Raw genomic sequence first — 19,213 nt, 5'->3', positions numbered from 1 at the left:
ACGGTCACTCATGGGCAAACGCCTGACCAGGGGGAACGGTGGCAAGTAGGGTGATTGGACAGCTCGTTGCAGAGGGAAGGATCAGACATCGCCATGGCCGACACCAAGGACGAGGAACTCAAGGCACGCAAGGAGCGGGAGAGGGACGAGCTGTACGCCCTCGACATCTCCGGCGTCGAGTGGCACAGCGCGCCGGGCACCGAGGAGCACGAGGAGCGCGTCGAGATCGCCTACCTCCCCGAAGGCGCCGTGGCCATGCGGTCGTCGCTCGACCCCGACACCGTGCTGCGGTACACGGAGGCGGAGTGGCGGGCGTTCGTGCTGGGGGCGCGGGACGGGGAGTTCGATCTGGAGCCGGGGCCGCGCGACGGGGGCCTCGCGGCGGAGTGACGTTGCGTGGGGGCGGGGAACCGGCACCCGGCCGGCTCCCCGCCCTCGTCTCCGCCCCTACTGCTTCTGCAGCTGTGCGGTCGATGACGCCTTCTGCGCCGCACTCCCGATGCCCAGGGCCAGCCAGGTCCACGTCTTCCTCTCAGGGCCGACCGCCTCCTTGGCGCCGAAGAACAGCCGTCCGTGGTCGACGAGGATGTTGTTCGAGTCCGTGACCGTGAGCGTCACAGCCTCCAGCGGCAGGCTGAAGTAGAAGTACGGAGTCTCCTTGCCGCTCTTCGGATTGAGACTGACGAGCGCCATCGGTGAGATGCCGTCGCTGCTCTCGCGCAGCGCGAGGAGTTGGCCGCCGCTCGTCTGCACCGGACGCAGCAGTTGCCCCGGCCCCGAGTCGAACTTCTTGGCGGTTCGCCCGGTCGCCAGGTCGAACCCGACGATCCAGTTGTAGGGGTTCTGAGCGTCGCTCTGGTCCTTGCTTCGTAGGAAGACCTGACCGCCGCCGACCGGGATCGTCGGGCAGTCGTCGATGACTCGGAAGTCGAGTTCCTCGTTGCACTCTCCGACGTACTGCCCGCTCTCGAGCCTGATCGTGGCCCGGTTCTTGCCCTGATCATCCAGGGAGAGCAGCTCGGTGAAGCCCGTGTCGCCGGCCGCGATCGCGAGGACGACCGGGTCGGTGGACGGCACCATGACCTCCCGGACTCCCGCCGCGACCGAGTACGTCCACAGGGTCCGGCCAGTGCGCGGCGCCACCTTGCGCACCTTGTAGGTGGTCGACTCCCACGAGGTGGCGGACTTGTTCTTGTCGAAGCAGGAGACCAGCACGAGCAGGCCGCGGCCGCCGGCGGCGCCGAAGTCGTCACAGTTGCCCGTGGCCTCGGTACGCCACAGCCGACGGCCGCGGTCCATGTCGTACGCATCGGAGCCACCACCCCATGTCACCGCGACCGTGGCGTGCGTCAGCGTCACGCTCGGCGTGTCCCAGCGGCCGGGTGTGAACGCCTGCTCCCAGAGCTTCCGGCCGTCGTCGAGGTCGACAAAAGCGACACGGTCGCACAGGGTGTTCTTGTCACCGCTCGACCGGAAGAGGACGGCCGTACGGTTCTCGACAGTCGTGTGCAGTGTGTAGCCGCAGACCGGGCCGGAGAAGCGGAGTTTCCACACCTCGTCGCCGACACTGACGTTCGTACCGATCCTGAACCCGACGAGGGTTTGGTTGATGCCCTTGGCGAGGATCTTGTCCGTGGCCCACATGCCTGGCATCGCATGGCGCTCAGCGGGAGTCATCTCGTCTTCGGAGAAGCGGAACGCCATAGCGCCGGTGGTGCTCCTGGGCTGTTTCTCGACGGCTTCCCTGACGTCCAGACGGTTCTGCGCCGCGGCGGCCGGCGGCTTGTCCGACTTCGGGGGATCCGGATCCCCCAGCAGCCAGCCGACCGCGGCCAACACGACCACCAGGACGGCGGCGACCACGCCGAGCAGCGTCCTACGACGTCTTCTGACCCGGCGATCCGCCGTCACGGTGGACTGGGTGTACACGGAGGGAGGTGGACCGAAGCTCACGCTGACAATCCCTCCGTCAGCTCGTCATCGACCGGGCGGTGGTGTACACGTCGAAGACGGCGAGGGCCAGCGGCACCAGGGTCAGCAGCACGAAGCCCTCGGCGATCTCCAGGAAGCGGCCCCAGAACGGGGTGAGACCGCCGCGCGCGACGATCAGGCCGATCGCCGTGACAAGCGCGGCCATCGCAGCGATCGCCGCGACCAACCAGATGGTCCGGATGTCGAGGTCGGTGCGGTCGCCCCTGAGGGCCTCGTAGACGATCGACTGCGGCGGGTTGAGCGCCAGGCCGAGGCCGAGCAGTACGAGGGAGGCGAGGCCGGCGCCCAGGACAGGCGCGACCTGGCCGGTGTACCGGAAGAGGTGGGCGCGCATCAGCAGGGCGACTCCGGTCGCGAGGGCGAGGAGTTGGGCCCAGACGTTCGAGGAGAAGCCGAGGACGATCGAGGCACCGACGGCGATCAGCGCACAGCCGCCCACCAGGCCGACCAGGAGTTCGTGTCCGCGCCGCGCCTTGGCAGTGACCCGCTCGGCGTCGACCGGCTCCTGCGGGGTGAGGTCGGTGTCGTACGCGCTGCGCGGGGCGGTGTCCGGGGTGTCGAAGCCGATCGGCAGCCGGGCGAAGCGCATCGACAGGCCCGGCAGGAAGGCCAGGCCGCCGACGGCGATCGGGGCGCACAGGGCGGCGATCTCGGAGGGCGTCCAGTCGGCGAGCGTTCCCGCGAACACGGCGAGCAGGCCGATGGCGGAGGCGAAGACGAAGGCGACGAACGGGCCGTCCCCGCTCGGCGAGAACAGGGTGAGCAGGAACGAGGCCAGCAGCACCGCCGCACAGGCGAGGAGGAACTGGAGCTTGCCGATGCCCTCGCCGTCAGCGAGCGGGAGGAGCCCCGAGCCCGCCACGCCGACGTTGGGCAGGGCACCGAGTCCCAGGGCGATGGCCGAGGCCCGGTCGTCGTAGACCCGGGCGCGCACGCACGCGAGGACGACCAGGAGGACACCCGTGACCCCGGCGAGGATGCCGGGGAGGCTGTTCATGTCGTGGAGCGGATCGCCGGTCCAGGCCACGAAGGCGAGCAGGACCGGCAGTACGCCTCCGCCGACGAGGCCCGAGGCGCGCGTCAAGTCGCCGCTCCACAGGGTGCGTTCGCTCGTCACGGCGGAGGCGACCGCTTCGGAGACGTCGTCGAAGACGGCGGGGGGCAGCGACTCGGAGAAGGGGCGCAGCGTGAGGAGTTCGCCGTCGAGGATGCGCTGGGCGGCGAAGGACCGGGAGCTGTCGAGGACGGTGCCGTCCCGGCGTACCAGGTGGTAGCCGACGGGTGCGCCCTCGGCGGGGCTCTGCTGGGAGAGCCTGAGGATCTCCGGATAGATGTCGGCGACCGGGATGTCGTCGGGCAGCGCCACGTCGATCCGGCTGTCGGGCGCGACGATGGTGACCCGGCAGAAACCGAGCCCGGTGCCCGCGCCGGAAGTCCCCGTTCCGGGCCCTCCCCCGGTGGCTGCCGCGGAGGCCGTCATGCTCACCTGCTGATCCCCCTCAGTGATGGTTCCGCGTCCATGGCGTGAATGTCCTGCGCCGCTTTCCGCGCTCGTCGTGGCCGACGATGCGGCACGGCGGCGACAAGGACTTCACAGGGCCGGCGCCCGGATTCCGTACCGTGTCGGATGACACGGAATGCCCCGATCCGCCAGCCCAACTCGCGTGTGCTCACGCGAACATCCGGCACCCTACCGTCCCCTCGTCTCGTATGAAGTCAGTAGGATCGCGCGGCGGCTTGCGTCCGCCTGACACGGGGCGGCGGACGGACTCTCGGGCCGGCCAAGGGAATGGATGACAGTGAGCCACATCGTCGTGAAGCGCCCGCCTCGGGCGCTGCCGTCCGAAGTGTCCACGCAGGAGATCGTCCTGCAACCTCCGCCCGAACTGCCGCGGGGACACCAGGAAAGCGTGCTGATGCAACTCCTGCCGACACTCGGCATGGGTGGCTCGGTGGTCTTCTTCTTCACGAACGGGCAACCGTTCATGAAGATCATGGGCATGATCATGATCGCGTCGACGATCGCCATGGCCATCGCCATGGTGATCCGCTTCCGCCGCGGTTCCCAAGGGCAGTTGGCGGACATGCGCCGCGACTACCTGAGTTACCTGGCGCAGACCCGGCGTACGGCCGTCAGTACGGCGAAGGCACAGCGCGACGCGCAGTACTTCCTCCACCCGTCCCCCGAGCAGCTGTGGGCCCTGGTCGCCGAAGGCAGCCGGGTGTGGGAACGCCGCCCCGGCGACGAGGACTTCGCCCAGGTCCGTATCGGCCTCGGCTCGCAGGGCCTCGCCAGCGCCCTGGTCGCCCCCGAGAGCGCCCCCGTCGAGCAGCTGGAGCCGCTGACCGCCGGTGCGATGCAGCGCTTCCTCGCCGTCCACAGCACCCTCGACGACCTGCCGATGGCGGTCTCGCTGCGGGCCTTCTACCACGTCACGATCAGCGGCGAACCGCAGTCCGTGCGGTCCTCCGCCCGGGCCATGGCCGGTTCGCTGGCTGCGCTGCACTCCCCCGAGGACCTGCTCATCGTGGTCGCGGCCGGCCGCGAGGCCCTGCCCCACTGGGAGTGGACCAAGTGGCTGCCGCACGTCCAGGCGCCCGGTGCCGTGGACGGCGCGGGCAGTCGCAGGCTGATCGACAGCGATTCCCGCGAACTGGAGAACCTGCTCGCCACCCGGCTGACCGGCCGTCCGCGCTTCCACCCGAACGCGGCGCCCCTGCCGGAGGAGCCGCATATCGTCGTCGTACTCGACGGCCTGTCCCTGCCGCCGGACTCCGTCCTGGCCAACCCCGAGGGCCTGCAGGGCGTCACGGTCCTCGAGGTCGTCCCCGGTGAGCTGACCGGGGCGGGCGGCGATCTCTCCATCGTCGTACGACCCGAAGCGCTGCACCTGGAGTCGGGGCACGGCGTCGTCTACGAGGGGACTCCCGACGTCCTGTCCTACGAGTCCGCCGAAGCCCTCGCCCGGCAACTCGCCCCCCTGCGGATGGCAGCCGGCGGGGACGACGACGAACCCCTGCTCGCCAACCTGGAGTTCACCGACCTGCTGAACCTCGGCGACGCGGCGTCCGTCGACACCAAGCGCACCTGGCGGCCGCGTTCGCTGGCCGAGCGGCTGCGCGTGCCGATCGGACTCGGCGAGGACGGCCGGCCCGTGATGCTGGACCTCAAGGAGGCCGCACAGGAGGGCATGGGCCCGCACGGCCTGTGCGTGGGCGCCACCGGTTCCGGCAAGTCGGAGCTGCTGCGCACCCTGGTGCTGGGCCTGGCGGTGACGCACTCCTCCGAGACCCTGAACTTCGTCCTCGCGGACTTCAAGGGCGGCGCGACCTTCGCGGGCATGGCACAGATGCCGCACGTTGCGGCCGTCATCACCAACCTCGCGGACGACCTGACCCTGGTCGACCGCATGGGCGACTCCATCCGCGGCGAGCTCAACCGCCGCCAGGAGATGCTGCGCGACGCGGGCAACTACGCCAACATCCACGACTACGAGAAGGCGCGGGCGGCGGGCGCGCCGCTGCAGCCGATTCCGTCCTTGGTGCTGGTGATCGACGAGTTCAGTGAACTCCTGACCGCCAAACCGGACTTCATCGAGATGTTCGTGCAGATCGGCCGTATCGGCCGGTCGCTGGGCGTGCACCTGCTGCTGGCGTCACAGCGCCTGGAGGAGGGGCGCCTGCGCGGTCTGGAGACCTACCTGTCGTACCGGATCGGTCTGCGGACGTTCTCCGCCGCGGAGTCCCGGGCCGCGATCGGCGTACCGGACGCCTACGAACTGCCGAACGTCCCCGGCTCCGGCCTCCTGAAGCACGGCACGGGTGAGATGGTGCGCTTCAAGGCGGCGTACGTCTCCGGTGTGTACCGCTCGGGCACGCAACGGTCGGCGCTGGGCGGTGGGCCGCTGCCGATGGACCGGCGGCCCGTGCTGTTCACGGCGGCCGAGGTACCGGTGCAGTACGTGGCCGTGCCGCAGCAGCGCACTTCGGCTTCGGACGCTCCGGAGGTCGACGACGCGCTCGCCGACACCGTGCTCGACGTGGTCGTGCGCCGACTTGAGGCGCAGGGACCGGCAGCCCACCAGGTGTGGCTGCCGCCGCTGGACAGCCCGCCGTCCATGGACTCTCTCCTGCCCGGACTCACGGCGGTACCGGGCCGCGGGCTCACGCAGCCGGGCTACGAGGGCGCCGGCCGTCTGGTGGTACCCCTCGGCCTGGTGGACAAGCCGTACGAGCAGCGCCGCGACCCGCTCTGGGCCGACTTCTCCGGCGCGGCCGGCCACATGCAGATCATCGGCGGTCCACAGTCCGGCAAGTCGACGCTGCTGCGCACCCTGATCTCGTCGTTCGCGCTCACGCACACGCCGTACGAAGTCCAGTTCTACGGCCTCGACTTCGGCGGCGGCGGCATGGCTGCGGTCGCCGGACTGCCGCACGTGGGGGGCGTGGCCTCGCGCCTGGACCCGGAGAAGGTGCGGCGCACGGTTGCCGAGGTGTACGGCGTGCTGACCCGCCGCGAGGAGTACTTCCGCTCCGCGGGCATCGCGTCCATCGCGGACTTCCGGGCACGACGGGCCCGGGGCGAGATCTCGGTCACGGATCAGCCGTGGGGCGACGTCTTCCTGGTCATCGACGGCTGGGGCAACTTCCGTGCCGACTACGAGGCGATGGACCAGCTGATCCTCGACATCGCGGCGCGTGGCCTCGGTTACGGCATCCACCTCATCCTGACGGCCTCCCGTTCGATGGAGGTCAGGGCCGCCCTCAAGGACCAGCTGATGAACCGCCTGGAGCTGCGGCTCGGCGACACGATGGACTCCGAGATGGACCGCAAGGTGGCCGCGAACGTCCCGGCGGGGGTGCCCGGCCGCGGACAGGCGCCAGGGAAGCTGCACTTCATGGCGGCGGTGCCACGCATCGACGGGCTGATGTCCGACACGGACCTGGCAGACGCCACGGCGGCCCTGGCGACCGAGGCCACCCGGCACTGGCAGGCACCCGGCGCGCCCCAAGTCCGGTTGCTGCCGCGCGAGTTCTCGGCCGCACAGCTGCCTTCGGGGGATCGCTTTCCGCGCCGAGGTGTCGCCTTCGCCCTCGACGAGGACAACCTCGAACCGGTCTTCGTCGACTTCGAGCAGGACCCGTTCTTCCTCATCTTCGGCGAGAGCGAGTCGGGCAAGTCGAACCTGCTGCGGCTGCTGATCAAGCAGATCACGGAGCGGTACGCGGGCCACGAAGCCAAGCTGTTCGTCATCGACAACCGGCGCTCGCTGCTGGACGTGACGCCGGCGTCCCACCTCGCCGAGTACATCCCCATGTCCAACTCCATGGACCACCACATGGCCGCCCTCGCCGACCTGATGCAGCGCCGCTCCCCCACGGCCGACGTGACGGCGCAGCAGCTGCGGGACCGGAGCTGGTGGCAGGGGCCGACGGTGTACGTCGTCGTCGATGACTACGACCTCGTGTCGACGTCGAGCGGGAATCCGCTGGCGGGGTTGACGGAGCTGTTGCCGTTCGCCCGGGACGTGGGGGTGCGGTTCATCATCGCGCGGTCGACTGCGGGTGCCGGGCGGGCGGCCTACGAGGCCTTCATGCAGCGCATCAAGGAACTGGGCGCGCAGGGGGTCGTCCTGGCCGGTGACCCGGGGGAGGGCGACATTCTCGGCGGGGTTCGGCCGCGGCCGATGCCTGCGGGGCGGGGGATCTTTGTCTCTCGGCGGCGGGGGAAGCCGTTGGTGCAGGTGGGGTTGGTGGAGGAGGGGGGGTACTGAGGTGGCGGGCTTGGCGTTGGTGAGGTCGGTGTCGTACGTGGCATCCGGAGGAATTCACTGATGGTGGGTGTGGGGATCTTTATGATCCTGCTGGCTCTGGCGCTCGCGGGGCTCGGTGCGGCCGATCAGCGTGCACTGTGGTGGCGATTCCAGGCACGCCGGTTCCGGGATCCGGAGGCGAACGAGCCTTCGGACTCGGAGTATCGGTCGAAGCGGATCGTGGCGTTCGTCTGTGCGGCGGTCATGGTGGGGATGGCTGTGTGGACGTTTTCGTTGGCTGCTCAGATGTGAGAGGGCGGGTGGTGGGCTGGAGGTCTCCTATCCGCCACCGTCAATCTGGTGGGACCTCTGAAGTCGCTTGAAACGAGTTCACAGGTCTGGCCAGTTAGTACTTTGACGGAACAGTTCCGCCCGAGGGGGCGGGCTTCACGGGGACACGGGGAGAGGTTTGCGCATGGCATGGGACGAGTGGGAGCAGCTAAAGTCGCAGGCGGCTGAGCGTCAGTCGACGCAGATGCAGCTGAACCAGCTGGATCCCGGTGACGGCGGGGGTTACACCTCAGCTCCCAGCCAGTACGGCGATCTCAAGGTCAATCAGGGCGACCTGTCGAACATCGGCAAGAAGGCGTTCGACTTGTACAACGACCTGTGGGACAAGGGACGCAGAGCTGTACCCAGCAGCGAAACAGCCGCGGGGACGCTGTCCAAGGACGGCTTCGCGCTGGGTGGCGGGCTCCAACACGTGGCGACTCGATGGGACGAACAGCTGTCGTCCCTCAGGGATGCGTGCGCGCATATTTCCAACCACATGACGACCACCAAGAAGCTTCACTCGGACGACGACCATTACATCCGTCGCCAGATGAGCAGCATTGACATGTTGGACGCGGGATTTGACGAAAGGGTCGGTGAACCGGGCGCGAAGAATTCGGTCTACGGCGACTCCGGCGAGAAGAAGGGCAAGAGCTGATGGACCTCGACGCTCTTCGTTTCGCCAGCTTCAGCCAGCTCGACACCGCCATCGAGGACTGGTCGACGATGGTCGGCGACCTCGAAACGCTCAAGGACACCGCCGAGAAGGGTCTCCGGGGAGCCGCCAACAAGGCCAACTGGGCGGGCTACAACGCCACCGTGTCCAAAGAGTTCATCGGCAAGACAGCCGGCGAATTCGCCGATGCCCACACGCAGGCGACGTCGATCCGGAACATCCTCCGTGACACACGGGACGAGCTCAAGCGTTACCAGGGCAAGCTCAACGACGCGATCGACCGGGGCCTGAAGAAGAACCTCACGGTGGTCTCCACCGGTGACGGCGCATTCACCGTCACCATGAACATCCACCCCGATCGCGCCGCGAAGGGCACCACGGTTCCCGAGCACCAGGAGAGCGACGTCACGGCCCTGCGCGACGAGATCCAGAAGATCCTCAACGAGGCTACAGAAAGCGACAGTTCAGCCAGTGAGGTACTGACCAAGCTCGTCGACCAGAGCCAGCTTGGCTTCTCCGAAGCCAACTACGGCAATCGGGACGAGGCAGCCAACGCGATCAAGGCAGCCGACGAGTTGGCCAAACTCGCCAAGAAGAATCCCGAGGATCTCACGCCGGCCGAGTTCGACCGGATCAACGACGGCCTCAAGGAGTACGGGAACGACGAGTTGTTCGCGGAACAGTTCGCCCACAGACTCGGACCGCAAGGGACTCTCGACTTCTGGACCGGTATCAACGACCATCACAGCGCCTGGGAACTGGGACAGAAGCGGGTCGATAAGTATGACGACTTGCAGAAGAACCTCAGCCTCACTCTCGCTACGGCGTCGCAGAGCGACAGCGCCAACATGGCCGACTGGAAGTACCAGATGACCGATCTGGCCGACAAACCCGTCGGCCGCAACGGCGGTTTCCCCCTCGGTGCTCAGGTCATGACGAACCTGATGCGGTTCGGCGACTACGACGACCGATTCCTCTACGACTACGGCGAAAAGCTGATCGAGACGGAGAAGAAGTTCACGGACAACGGCCGCCACGGCGCCTGGGCCCGCACAGGCGGCGACCCGCTCCTCAACCGCACGGGCACCGACTCGGGCTGGGACCCGATGACCGGCTACCTCAAGGCCCTGTCGAACAGCCCGGACGCGGCAACGGACTTCTTCAACGGCACCTTCGTCACCAAGGACGAAGATCACGATTTCACGCACGACACAGACGGTGATGGGAAGGAGGGAAGGAGAACTCTCAGCAACTTCGACTACCTCTTCGAAGAGCGGGACTGGCCGCAGGATAGGGACGACAAGGGCGAGGACAGTATCGCTGGGCGGAACAATCTGGCTCTAGCGTTGGAGGCGGCTACCACCGGGCATCCGGCAGGAGAGATGCCTACAGCGGATACGCCTCCGCACAACGCCGAACAGGCCAAGCTCACACAGAGCCTCGTATCATCGATCTCGGAAGATCCGACACGCCTCACTAAGTACGGTTACATGTCAGACAGCGTGGGCCAGATCGCTGCCGAATACATGCCGGATATCCATCGTGGACTCCATGCCGGAAATAAGGGCGAGGGACAACTGTTCCCCATCGCAGGCACAGCAGCAGAGTTGAGCGAAAGGGACACCACACGCCTCCTCTACACCCTCGGCCGCAATCCCGACAGTTACGCGGCTGTGAATCTGGGGCAGACCAGCTACACGACGCAGTTGATGCAGTATCACTTCGAACATCCCGAGGTGTATGCCAACGACCCTGCATTTGATCAGGAAGAGCGTCTCAAGCAAGGAATCGACGACATCGCCCGAACTGCGGGGCAGATCGAGGGCATGGTCGGCGCGGGTCGCGCCTACGAGAGCGAGCTCGAAGGTGGCATCAAGGATGCCGACTACAACGCCAAGATCGAGAGTATCGGCACCTGGGGTGGCACTGCTGTCGGCATTGGGGTCGGTATGGCCACGGCACCAGCCACAGGGCCCGGGGGCGCCATCATCGGAGACTTGGCCGGCGCAGCCGCCGACGAAATCATCAGCGGCATCACCGAGGGCTCCATGAAAGACAGTTCCGGAGAGGTCATTTACCGCAACGGCGAAAAGATCGAGGACACTAGATCCTCGACCTATGCGGCAGTTGAAGCGGCAGCCCAAAAGGCAGGAAAGAATTCCGGCCACAGCTATCCACTCATCGAGGCTTCTGTAGGTACTTCCGCGGAAGGCGGATTCGACAGTGCTCGCACGAAGATTCACGACTACTTCGACGGTGAAGGAATTCCTCGCCAACTCGACACGGAAGATTGACAGTTGAAACTCACCCGTTCCCAGATTCTGCTCTCCGTTGGAGTCGTAGCCACACTGGCACTCCTCGCAGGAACTGCATACATTTTCAAACTCCCACCATTCACAGAGAAAGGCGAGATCAAGGCAGGAGAGGTTTGCTCTTCGTTGGGGTCCTCGTCCATCAGTGTCGACTCCTTGAGAAAGGTGCTGCCCGAAGAATCCTCGTACTCCTTCGATGACAATGTGAATCCACGTGTTGATGTCACGGACACGAACTACGAATCCTCGTGTTTCGTCTCTGGAGAGGACAAACAGCTACTGGTCGCAGAAGCACGTCTGATGGAGGATGAATCGCCAACAAGCTGGACACAGTGGGTCAAAGGAACAACTGCGAGCGACGTATCTACTCAATCACTCACACCCTTCACGGCAGGCGCCACAGCGGTCGCTTCCGATAGGTTCGCAGCCATCTTTGTGCCGTGCACTTCAGCCGGTAAAGCTCCAGGCGGACAATACAATCTCAGCGTTTCTGCCGAATTGAAGCAGGCGGGAGACTCCAGTGATTCCGCAGCGCGCGATGAGCTGATCAAGCTCGTAAAGAATGCCTCTTCGTACGCCCACGTCAAGGCGAAGTGCGATATGCCACCCAAGCTTGACGGGTAACGCCATGCTTCTGCGACTGCGTTTTCTCGACGCATTAAATCATGACGATGAAGAGAACCGATGCAACATTCGCGATTCGAAGAACCCGAAGCCTCCTCGGAAACTCGTAATACGTCATGTCAGCCCATCTCGAGATCGAAGTCTGGCACCAGGCGAAAGGAACTCTTCGCGTCACGCCCGCCAGCTCAACCAATCCGCACGAATCGTCCGAGCTTGGGCTTCTGTCGCCATGGTACTGGCCGGAGCGCTGGCTGTTTCTGCATGCTCAGGCGGAGGCGGAGAAGAAGCGAAGAAGTACACGACCCCCAACGCCCTCTGCGGAATTTCACTGGACCCCGAGCTGCTCGATTCTTTCCTGCCAGGAGGTGACTCCATCTCCGTGAAGCCCTCGTCTCCCAACGGGGGAGCGAAACAGTGTGACGTGATCGTCGATGGCGATGTCTCAGTTCGGCAGATCCAGACATGGTGGAGTAACGGGGAGAGTGCGTCCACCGTCGCCGCCGCATACGACAAGATGGACGATGGCCAAGTAACTGACGATGATCGCTTTCTGTCCTCGGGCACTGGCTCGGTAGGGAAGACCACGGCATCGTGCAAGTCCTCGGATCATCCCGATCAGACCCTGTACGCCGTAGTCCAGGTGTTCGCTCCGGACCGATCAGACTCCGGCGCGATGAAGACACTGATCACGGCATACACCAAGGCTCTCGAGGACTCCGGTGCGTGCGGCTGACCACTGCCCATCCTTGCTTCTCTGCTCCGCGCACCGACGCTCGCGGCAGTCACGTTGACCCTGATCGCCTGTTTCTCTATATCACCGGAGGAACAGGTGATCACTTTCTCTCCCCGCTTCGGCACAACGCGCTCAAGCTCACTAGAAGCCGCTACTGAGACCTGAACGTTCCCATCCGGGTTCGATGACAAAGGTGCACCAGACCTGCTTCTCGTCGAAGCCCATGCGATGCCAACCCCAGCGCCACGCCAGGGACTCCACCATGCGCAGCCCGCGACCCCTTTCGCTGAATAGGTCGTTGTCGCGCGGCAGTTCGGGGGCTCGGTCCGGGGCGTGGTCGATCACCATCACGCGTAGGACTCGCGGGGCGAAGTGTCTCCGCGGTCCCAGAATCAGCTCGAGCCTTGCCAGTCCGTCGCCGTGCCGCGTTGCGTTCGCGCACAGCTCGCCGACCGCCAACTCCACGGAGTCCGCCAAGTCGGGAAGCTTCCAGTGCTGTTGAAGCCATACACGGGAACGGTGGCGGGCTTCGGCCACTGGGTGGTACGGATCCAGGAAGGATGCGTCCCAGCCGATGCGCCCTGGCTGGACCACCTGAGTGGGGGTGGTGTCGAAGGAGGTGGAGCCGGTAGAGACCTGGGCGTCCAAAGTGCACCTCCAAGGCGTAGTCGGACTCGTCGAGGTCCAGCGCGAGCAGTGCGTGCAGTTCGCCGACGAGGCGGGCCGTGAGCTGCGGGTCGGTCGAGGACCGGTAGTCGTCGACCGCCGCGTCATGGTCGTCGAACTCGTCCGGCATGTCCTGCGAGAACCAGCCACCCAGAAACTGGCCGAGCTCGGGGAAGCGGGCATGCCACTCCCAGTGGGTGGCGGGGGTGGCCGTGGGCGGGACCTCGCCCTCCTCGATGCTGTGCTTGATGTGGTCCGCGAGGCAGTACAGCCACTGCTGGATCTCGCCTTCGGGCAGCCCGACGTCAGGGATCGGGTAGAACTCGCCCAGGCGCAGCCGGAGTCGGCCGGGCGGATGGTCGGCGTACTCGCGCAGTTGCCGCTCGGCGACAGCCAGGGCCCACGGGCGGCTGTGCCAGGTCTGCCGCAGGTACGCGGTCAGGGCCGCGCCGGGCTTGTCCGCGGTGTCGTCCGCCGGCTGACCGGCGTAGGCACGCATCACCTGGTCCAGCTCGCCGTAGCGGCGGTCGTGTTCAAGAGGGCTCAAAGGCACGCTGATCAGCCTCTACGGGTCTCTACAGGTAGATGGGGAACGTGGCGTGGACGACGAAACCATGCGGACGGGACGCGTCCCGCTTCAGGATCACCCGGGCCGCGCGGACGTCCACCGGCTCCCGGCCGGCAAGCATCATCGCCTGCAACAGCACCCGGCCCACCGGCTCGGGCCGCGAGGGCCAGGACGCCTCGATGGTCAGACGGGGACGGGTGGACTGGGCCAGCCAGGGTGGACCACCTGTTCATTGGCGGTGACGACCTGCTGAGTGGCCCATTGGGCGGTTTCGCGGTCGGGATAGGAGGCGGAACGGAACGGGTGAGCATGGTCAGGACTCCTTTGCGCTCAGAGCGATCCCTGTGGAAGGAACGTCGTCAGGCGAGGGCTAACCCGAAATCCAGTGGGACGGATGCTGCTCACGCATGTGGACGGTAAACGTCTCGACGATGAGTAGCAGCCAGTCAGACCATGCCAGTGTCCCCGACCCCATACCCTGTTGCTTCTCGAAGAACTGTCGTAGCGATTCCATTTCGTGAAAGACGGCCAACGCTTCTGTGCACTCCGCCGTAATAGGGGGGAGGCGCCACAAGCAGATGGGGTGACAATGCTGGATGAAGAGCTGCAGCCCGTCTTCCTCGGTCATGTCACCTTCGGTAGCCATGCCGTCCTGGCCGTAGTAGTTCAGCAGGAATTCGTTCAACTGAGGAAATCGGCGGGCGAGTTCCTGACTCGTGGGAGTTGCCTGGGAAAGCTTCGCCACAAATCCTGCTTTCCAGGATTCCACATGTGAGGCGATGGCGCGTAGCAACGTTTCCGGGCGCTCCGCCGCCCATCCGGTCACGAGCTCCCGAAGGTCTGCCGGCACCACCGCGTCGCTTCCGGCACCCGGCTCCAGGGCATCCGCGATCAGGCGTACCTCAGCGGCCACCTCATAGAGGGTGCGTCCGCCTCTCTCTCCTGCCAACCACAGGGCCCGGAGGGAGGGCTCGAGAGCGGTGTCCCGCTTTTCCGGACTGTCGGATACCCGGCTCGCACGTAGTGGCGAGAGCAGCAGTCGTGCCCCTTCGAAGCGGAAGTGGTCGATCGTGTCATCGCTGAGCATGAGCTCGGCCACTCCTGGTTCCGCGGGTCAGTTCTTCGTGGGCGTGGACGTGATGAGAGTGAACGGAGGATCCAGCCCGGGGTCCGGCTTCGACCCCGGGGGCGGCCACGCCGACGAACTCGCCGGACTGGGAGAAGGAGGCGCGTTCGTTGTTGCGGTCCGAGGACGCGACCGCGAGGACACCCTTGTAGGACGCGGGGTAGGTCTCCTTGACGTTGCCGCCGAAGCCGTCGTTACCGGCCGAGGCCACGGTGAAGGAGATTGCGCGCAGGTCGGGCGAGATCGGTGGCACGCTCGCACTCGGGCGAAATGAAGCTGTTCCGGGGGCTGCGAAGGAAGCCGACGGCGACTTCGAAAACGCCGTCAACCAGAAGAAGAACTTGATCTCAGGCACCGTTGGCACGATCGTTGGCGTGGGCACATCCTTCATCGCCAGCCCCGCAGTCGGCGTCGGCATCGGCGGGCCGCAGGCACCACCACCAGCATGGTGCTTGAGCGGTTCTACAAGGATTCCGAGCCCGAGTTCACCAAGGAACTGGGTAGGAATTCGGCGAGCGCTAGGAGAACGCAAAGGATGCCAGCACAGCGATGGCTCACGACGCGCGCCCCGCGACCGCGGTCGACCGCGCGATGATGAACCGCACTCCCACATCGCGCGCGAACGGCAGCAGTTCCGTCAGGCAGTGGGGAGCCGGCGATGCTCGGCATCCTGCTGAAGTGGCGCTGCGGTGGTACGCAAGCCCCGCACGCCAGGCAGGATTCCGGCGTCCGCCAATAGCCCCCGACGTCAGGACTCCAGCTTTGCCGAGGGCCTGTCCCCGTTCTGTGCCTGGCGGACTCGTTTGGTCAGCATGGTGGCGAGGTCCTTGACGAGCTCATCGTCGATGGGGCCGGCACCGGACTCGTGGACAGTGAAAGCGGCAATGCAGGTTCCGCCTCTCACCTGTGCGTAGGCCCCGACTTGATCCCCCTTCTCATAGCCGACGCCGCCCTGCACGCCGTCACGGCGGTCCCCCAGCGAGCCCAGGTCGATGTTCTTCGGTTCAGCTATCGATCGGGAGTACCAGCTCCGGTTTGCTCCGTACGCCGCCTTGGCCGCTGCCTCGCTCGTGAAGGCAGTGACCCAGAAAACGATCTGCGCCTGATCGGAACGCTTGAAGGTGGAGGTACCCATGTAGCGGGCGCCTGTGCAAGTCGGCTTCGCACCCCCCTCGCAGGCTGCTTTGCCGAGCTGGCTCGTCATCGACGTCACATGCGGCGCATTCGTGACGTTCCAGTCCGGCATTGCTTTCCCATCGGGAGCCGTGGACTTGGTCTCCTGCGCGGTGAGTACGGAAACCCGGCCAGCAGGAGCCTCTTCGCCGCATCCCGCCAGGGTGGCCAGAATCGTTGCGGTGATTGTGACTGCGGCGGGTAGTCCGTTGGGTCTCACGATAGAGGCGCCTTTCTGAGAGGTGCATGCCCGTCACTTGCCGGTGATCCAGTGATCCGGCGCCTTCAGACCTTAGGAATGACTGTCGTGCGAGCGCAACATCGGGCGGGCGAGGTAAGTGTGAAGTAATGATGCGAGTTGACGCTCGACTGCTCAGGGCATCGTTGCCGTTGGTACGTTGAGGCTCGGGTAAGAAGATCTGCAAGCAGTCACGATCGGGACTGACGCAGCACGGGGACCGCAGGAAGGTACGGGGGCATGGCCTGGGACGAGTGGGAGCAGCTCAAGTCCGACGCGGCGCAGCGGAGCTCTACGCAGATGCAGCTCAACCAGCTGCCTGCGGACAGGGGCGGGAGCGGGGATGGCGATCTGGTGGTGAACCAGGACGACCTCGGAGCTGTCGGCCATGAGGCCTTCATCCTCTACGAGGATCTCCGCAGGGAAGCGGATATCGCCGGCGCGAGCCCGAACAAGGATGGCGCCGGGTCCACGGCGCAGGCAGCCGCCTCACTGAAGTCCCACAACTTTGCGACGGGCGCCGCCCTGGATACGACAGTCGAGATCTGGACCTCCCAGGTCAAGTCCGTGCTTCAGGCATGCGCGCACATCTCCAACCACCTCGACTTCACCAAGAAGCTGCATGCGTCGGACGACGCCAAGATCGCGGCAGTGGTGAGCCGTGACGGCGACGTCGTATCCGTGTCCGAGCTCGACAAGTACTTCAAGTAGGGGCGCAGCCATGGCCTTCACTTACCTCGACCTGTCCGAGGTCGACCTCGGCAGACTCGGCACGGCGGTCTCCGACTGGAAGAACACCGTCGACGGCCTTGAGACCCTGGCGGAGAACGCCCAGAAGGGCATGCAGGCCAAGTCGGACCGCGCTCGGTGGGCCGGGGTGAACGCCACGATCACACGGGAGTTCATCACCAAGACCAAGAAGGAGATCTCGGACCTCCACACGGAGGCGAGCAGCATCCATCAGGTCCTCGCCGACGCTCACACCGAACTCGTCTCGCTGCAGAAGCAGGTCAGGACCGCAGTCGAGACGGACGCCTCGAACCTCGGGGTCCGTGTCGAGGACATCGGCGAGGGAAGGGTCCGCTGCTTCTTCCCGCACATCCGGGGCGACACCGACGAGCGCACGCAGGAACAACTCGACGCCAAGCAGGAGTTGGAGAGCCGGATCAACCGGCTCCTCGCCCACGCCGCGGAGATCGACGAGTCGGTGGCCCTCGCCCTACGCAAGAGCCACGGAAACGACAAGAACAACGCCGGACACAGCTCGTACGAGTCCTTGAACGACGCCCAGGCCGAACGCGCCGTGGAACTGGCCCGCAAGGGCGACAAGATGACCGACGCGGAACTGCAGGAATTCAACCGGCTGATGCAGTTCAACGGCAGGGAGAAGAACGGCGAGTTCGCTACCGACTTCTACAAGGGGCTCGGCGGACCGGAGAAGACGCTCGAGTTCTACGCCGAGATGTCGATCAATGGAACCGACCCGGACGCGAGCAAGGTCCGCCTCGACGCCATGAAGGACCTCCAGAAGAACATGGGGTTGGCGCTGGCCAACGCCACGGACCCGGATACGAAGACCCACCTGCCCAGCAGCTGGGGCGACCAGCTCCGCCGCCTCGGCACACAGGAGATCGGCTGGGAGAAGGGCCAGATGAACAAGCCGTACGGCTACCAGGTCCTCGGTGGCCTACTGCGCTACGGCAACTACGACCCGCGTTTCATCAACCCGATTGCCGAGCACGTCACCCAACTGCACAAGAAGGACCCCTACTTCTTCATCGGCAATAAGCCCATGGGGTCGGAGGACATCTACGGCTTCAATCCGTCAGGCCAGCTGGGGACGGGCAACGAACCGCTCAACAGCGTCCTGGAGGCCCTCGGCCACAGCCCCGACGCGGCGGAGAAGTTCTTCACCGATCCGCCGACCACGTACAACGAGGACGGCACGGTGAACAAGGACGGGAAGGCGGGCTTCAACTCGTATCTCGACCTGTTCACCGACAAGGACTTCGAGTGGACGATCGACACCAACGACACGAACGTCCTCGCTGACGAGGAGAAGACGAAGAACGCGCTCGGCTTCGGCCAGCAGGCGCTCGGGCACGCGCTGGAGGCCGCGACGACCGGCCTGCCGTACGGCAGTGAAACCGTGTCGCCGCCGCACTCCGAGGAAGGTGCCGCCATCTTCCACAAGCTCGTCGAGCGCTACGGCGCCGACCCCGGGGACCTGGACGACTCGCCGATGCGGGCGAGTCTCGGGAATATCACCGCCGACTACATGCGGGATGTGCAGGGTGCCTTCATGGGGGACGGAAGCGTGGTGGGCACCCACGGCGCGAGCGCGCACCTCGGGAACTTCGACGTGGCCACGAATCCGGAGGGGCTTTCGCCTGGTGCCCTGAAGAACTTCCTGAGTGCCGTAGGAAAGGATCCCGATGCCTACGGAGCCATCGTGACTTCCCAGGAGGCGGTGACCACAGAACTCGTCAACGAAGGTTTCCATGACGCCGGCAAATACAAGGAGCTGGCTCCTGAGATCGCCAACCGGGTTGCCCCCGGCGGCGAGATCGCCGGCATCATGGCGGAATCCCGCACGCAGGCGGTCGTTGACGAGAAACTCGCCTCGGATGCGGAATTCAACGAAGGTGTCGCCACAGCCGACAAATGGGCTGGACGCGCCATTGGGATGGGCATCGGCAAGATTCCGGTGGCCGGTGAGGCAGTCGGCTGGGTGGTGGAGGACATTCAGGCGTCGGTCGTGGAGAACTTCACGAGGGATTCCAGCGAGGAGGCCCTGAAAGACCGAGGGAAATTCCTGGAGGAACAGAGGGCCAACTCGGCGGACGCGATCTACGACGCCACATACACGGCCGCCAAGGAAGCGGGCTACGACAACACGAATGCGGCGAGCCAGGCCGAAGCCGCCAAGCGGGAAGTCCAGGACTCCTATGGCCAGGGACGCCAGAGAGCAGGGAAGTAGTAGCTCGTGAATGGATCAGAGAAGCGGAGTCGGCGAGTC

14 protein-coding genes and 3 pseudogenes are annotated in these 19,213 nt (G+C 65.6%); 9 read left to right on the top strand and 8 right to left on the bottom strand.

Annotated elements, in window-relative coordinates:
- The first annotated feature begins 93 nt into the window (after positions 1-93).
- On the top strand, positions 94-390 hold the full coding sequence (locus tag QFZ76_RS36385; protein ID WP_307677650.1) for a DUF397 domain-containing protein: 297 nt from the start codon (positions 94-96) through the stop codon (positions 388-390).
- Between the two features lie 57 nt (positions 391-447).
- Here QFZ76_RS36385 and QFZ76_RS36380 read toward each other — a convergent pair whose 3' ends face one another.
- Both QFZ76_RS36380 and eccD read right to left on the bottom strand, forming a co-directional pair.
- A complete protein-coding gene (locus QFZ76_RS36380) occupies positions 448-1,953 on the bottom strand; it encodes a PQQ-binding-like beta-propeller repeat protein (RefSeq protein ID WP_307677649.1) in 1,506 nt (501 codons plus the stop codon).
- 16 nt (positions 1,954-1,969) lie between these two features.
- Positions 1,970-3,472, bottom strand: a complete 1,503-nt coding sequence (eccD, locus tag QFZ76_RS36375) for a type VII secretion integral membrane protein EccD (RefSeq protein ID WP_307680231.1) — start codon at positions 3,470-3,472, stop codon at positions 1,970-1,972.
- A gap of 319 nt (positions 3,473-3,791) precedes the next feature.
- Here eccD and eccCa point away from each other — a divergent pair, with 319 nt between their 5' ends.
- The 6 genes from eccCa to QFZ76_RS36345 all read left to right on the top strand — a co-directional run bounded on the left by eccCa (position 3,792) and on the right by QFZ76_RS36345 (position 12,423).
- Positions 3,792-7,766, top strand: a complete 3,975-nt coding sequence (gene eccCa, locus QFZ76_RS36370; protein WP_307680230.1) for a type VII secretion protein EccCa — start codon at positions 3,792-3,794, stop codon at positions 7,764-7,766.
- Between the two features lie 60 nt (positions 7,767-7,826).
- The gene (locus tag QFZ76_RS36365) at positions 7,827-8,057 is read left to right on the top strand and encodes a DUF6199 family natural product biosynthesis protein (RefSeq protein ID WP_307677648.1); all 231 of its coding nucleotides are present in this window, start codon (positions 7,827-7,829) and stop codon (positions 8,055-8,057) included.
- A gap of 163 nt (positions 8,058-8,220) precedes the next feature.
- A complete protein-coding gene (locus QFZ76_RS36360) occupies positions 8,221-8,736 on the top strand; it encodes a hypothetical protein (RefSeq protein ID WP_307677647.1) in 516 nt (171 codons plus the stop codon).
- Positions 8,736-11,048, top strand: a complete 2,313-nt coding sequence (locus QFZ76_RS36355) for a DUF6571 family protein (protein ID WP_307677646.1) — start codon at positions 8,736-8,738, stop codon at positions 11,046-11,048. Before QFZ76_RS36360 ends, QFZ76_RS36355 begins: the two co-directional genes overlap by 1 nt.
- 3 nt (positions 11,049-11,051) lie before the next feature.
- Entirely contained in the window at positions 11,052-11,690 is a 639-nt protein-coding gene (locus QFZ76_RS36350; RefSeq protein ID WP_307677645.1) for a hypothetical protein, read from the top strand.
- Positions 11,691-11,694: 4 nt separating this feature from the next.
- Entirely contained in the window at positions 11,695-12,423 is a 729-nt protein-coding gene (locus QFZ76_RS36345; protein ID WP_307677644.1) for a hypothetical protein, read from the top strand.
- 141 nt (positions 12,424-12,564) lie between these two features.
- On the opposite strand, the gene QFZ76_RS36340 is transcribed toward QFZ76_RS36345, so the two are convergent.
- The 6 genes and pseudogenes from QFZ76_RS36340 to QFZ76_RS36315 form a co-directional block, all read right to left on the bottom strand.
- Positions 12,565-13,071, bottom strand: a complete 507-nt coding sequence (locus tag QFZ76_RS36340) for an ATP-binding protein (protein WP_307677643.1) — start codon at positions 13,069-13,071, stop codon at positions 12,565-12,567.
- A gap of 4 nt (positions 13,072-13,075) precedes the next feature.
- Positions 13,076-13,642: pseudogene (locus QFZ76_RS36335) on the bottom strand (contact-dependent growth inhibition system immunity protein); the annotation flags it as partial.
- A 22-nt stretch (positions 13,643-13,664) separates the two neighbouring features.
- Positions 13,665-13,954: pseudogene (locus tag QFZ76_RS36330) on the bottom strand (RNase A-like domain-containing protein); the annotation flags it as partial.
- Positions 13,955-14,027: 73 nt separating this feature from the next.
- Complete coding sequence (locus tag QFZ76_RS36325; RefSeq protein ID WP_307677642.1) at positions 14,028-14,744, bottom strand: hypothetical protein; 717 nt, start codon at positions 14,742-14,744, stop codon at positions 14,028-14,030.
- Positions 14,745-14,832: 88 nt separating this feature from the next.
- A pseudogene (locus QFZ76_RS36320) lies at positions 14,833-14,994 on the bottom strand (S8 family serine peptidase); the annotation flags it as partial.
- Between the two features lie 537 nt (positions 14,995-15,531).
- A complete protein-coding gene (locus tag QFZ76_RS36315; RefSeq protein ID WP_307677641.1) occupies positions 15,532-16,176 on the bottom strand; it encodes a hypothetical protein in 645 nt (214 codons plus the stop codon).
- Positions 16,177-16,434: 258 nt separating this feature from the next.
- On the opposite strand from QFZ76_RS36315, the gene QFZ76_RS36310 reads away from it, so the two are divergent.
- Positions 16,435-16,905, top strand: a complete 471-nt coding sequence (locus QFZ76_RS36310) for a hypothetical protein (RefSeq protein ID WP_307677640.1) — start codon at positions 16,435-16,437, stop codon at positions 16,903-16,905.
- A 10-nt stretch (positions 16,906-16,915) separates the two neighbouring features.
- Positions 16,916-19,174 carry a hypothetical protein gene (locus tag QFZ76_RS36305; protein ID WP_307677639.1) on the top strand — a complete coding sequence of 753 codons (2,259 nt, stop codon included), beginning with the start codon at positions 16,916-16,918 and terminating at the stop codon, positions 19,172-19,174.
- Positions 19,175-19,213 lie beyond the last annotated feature (39 nt).

The organism is Streptomyces sp. V4I2 (assembly GCF_030817655.1).
GTDB lineage: Bacteria > Actinomycetota > Actinomycetes > Streptomycetales > Streptomycetaceae > Streptomyces > Streptomyces plumbiresistens.
The sequence above is the reverse complement of the archived record's forward strand: the minus strand, read 5'-3'. Positions and strand labels throughout refer to the sequence as shown.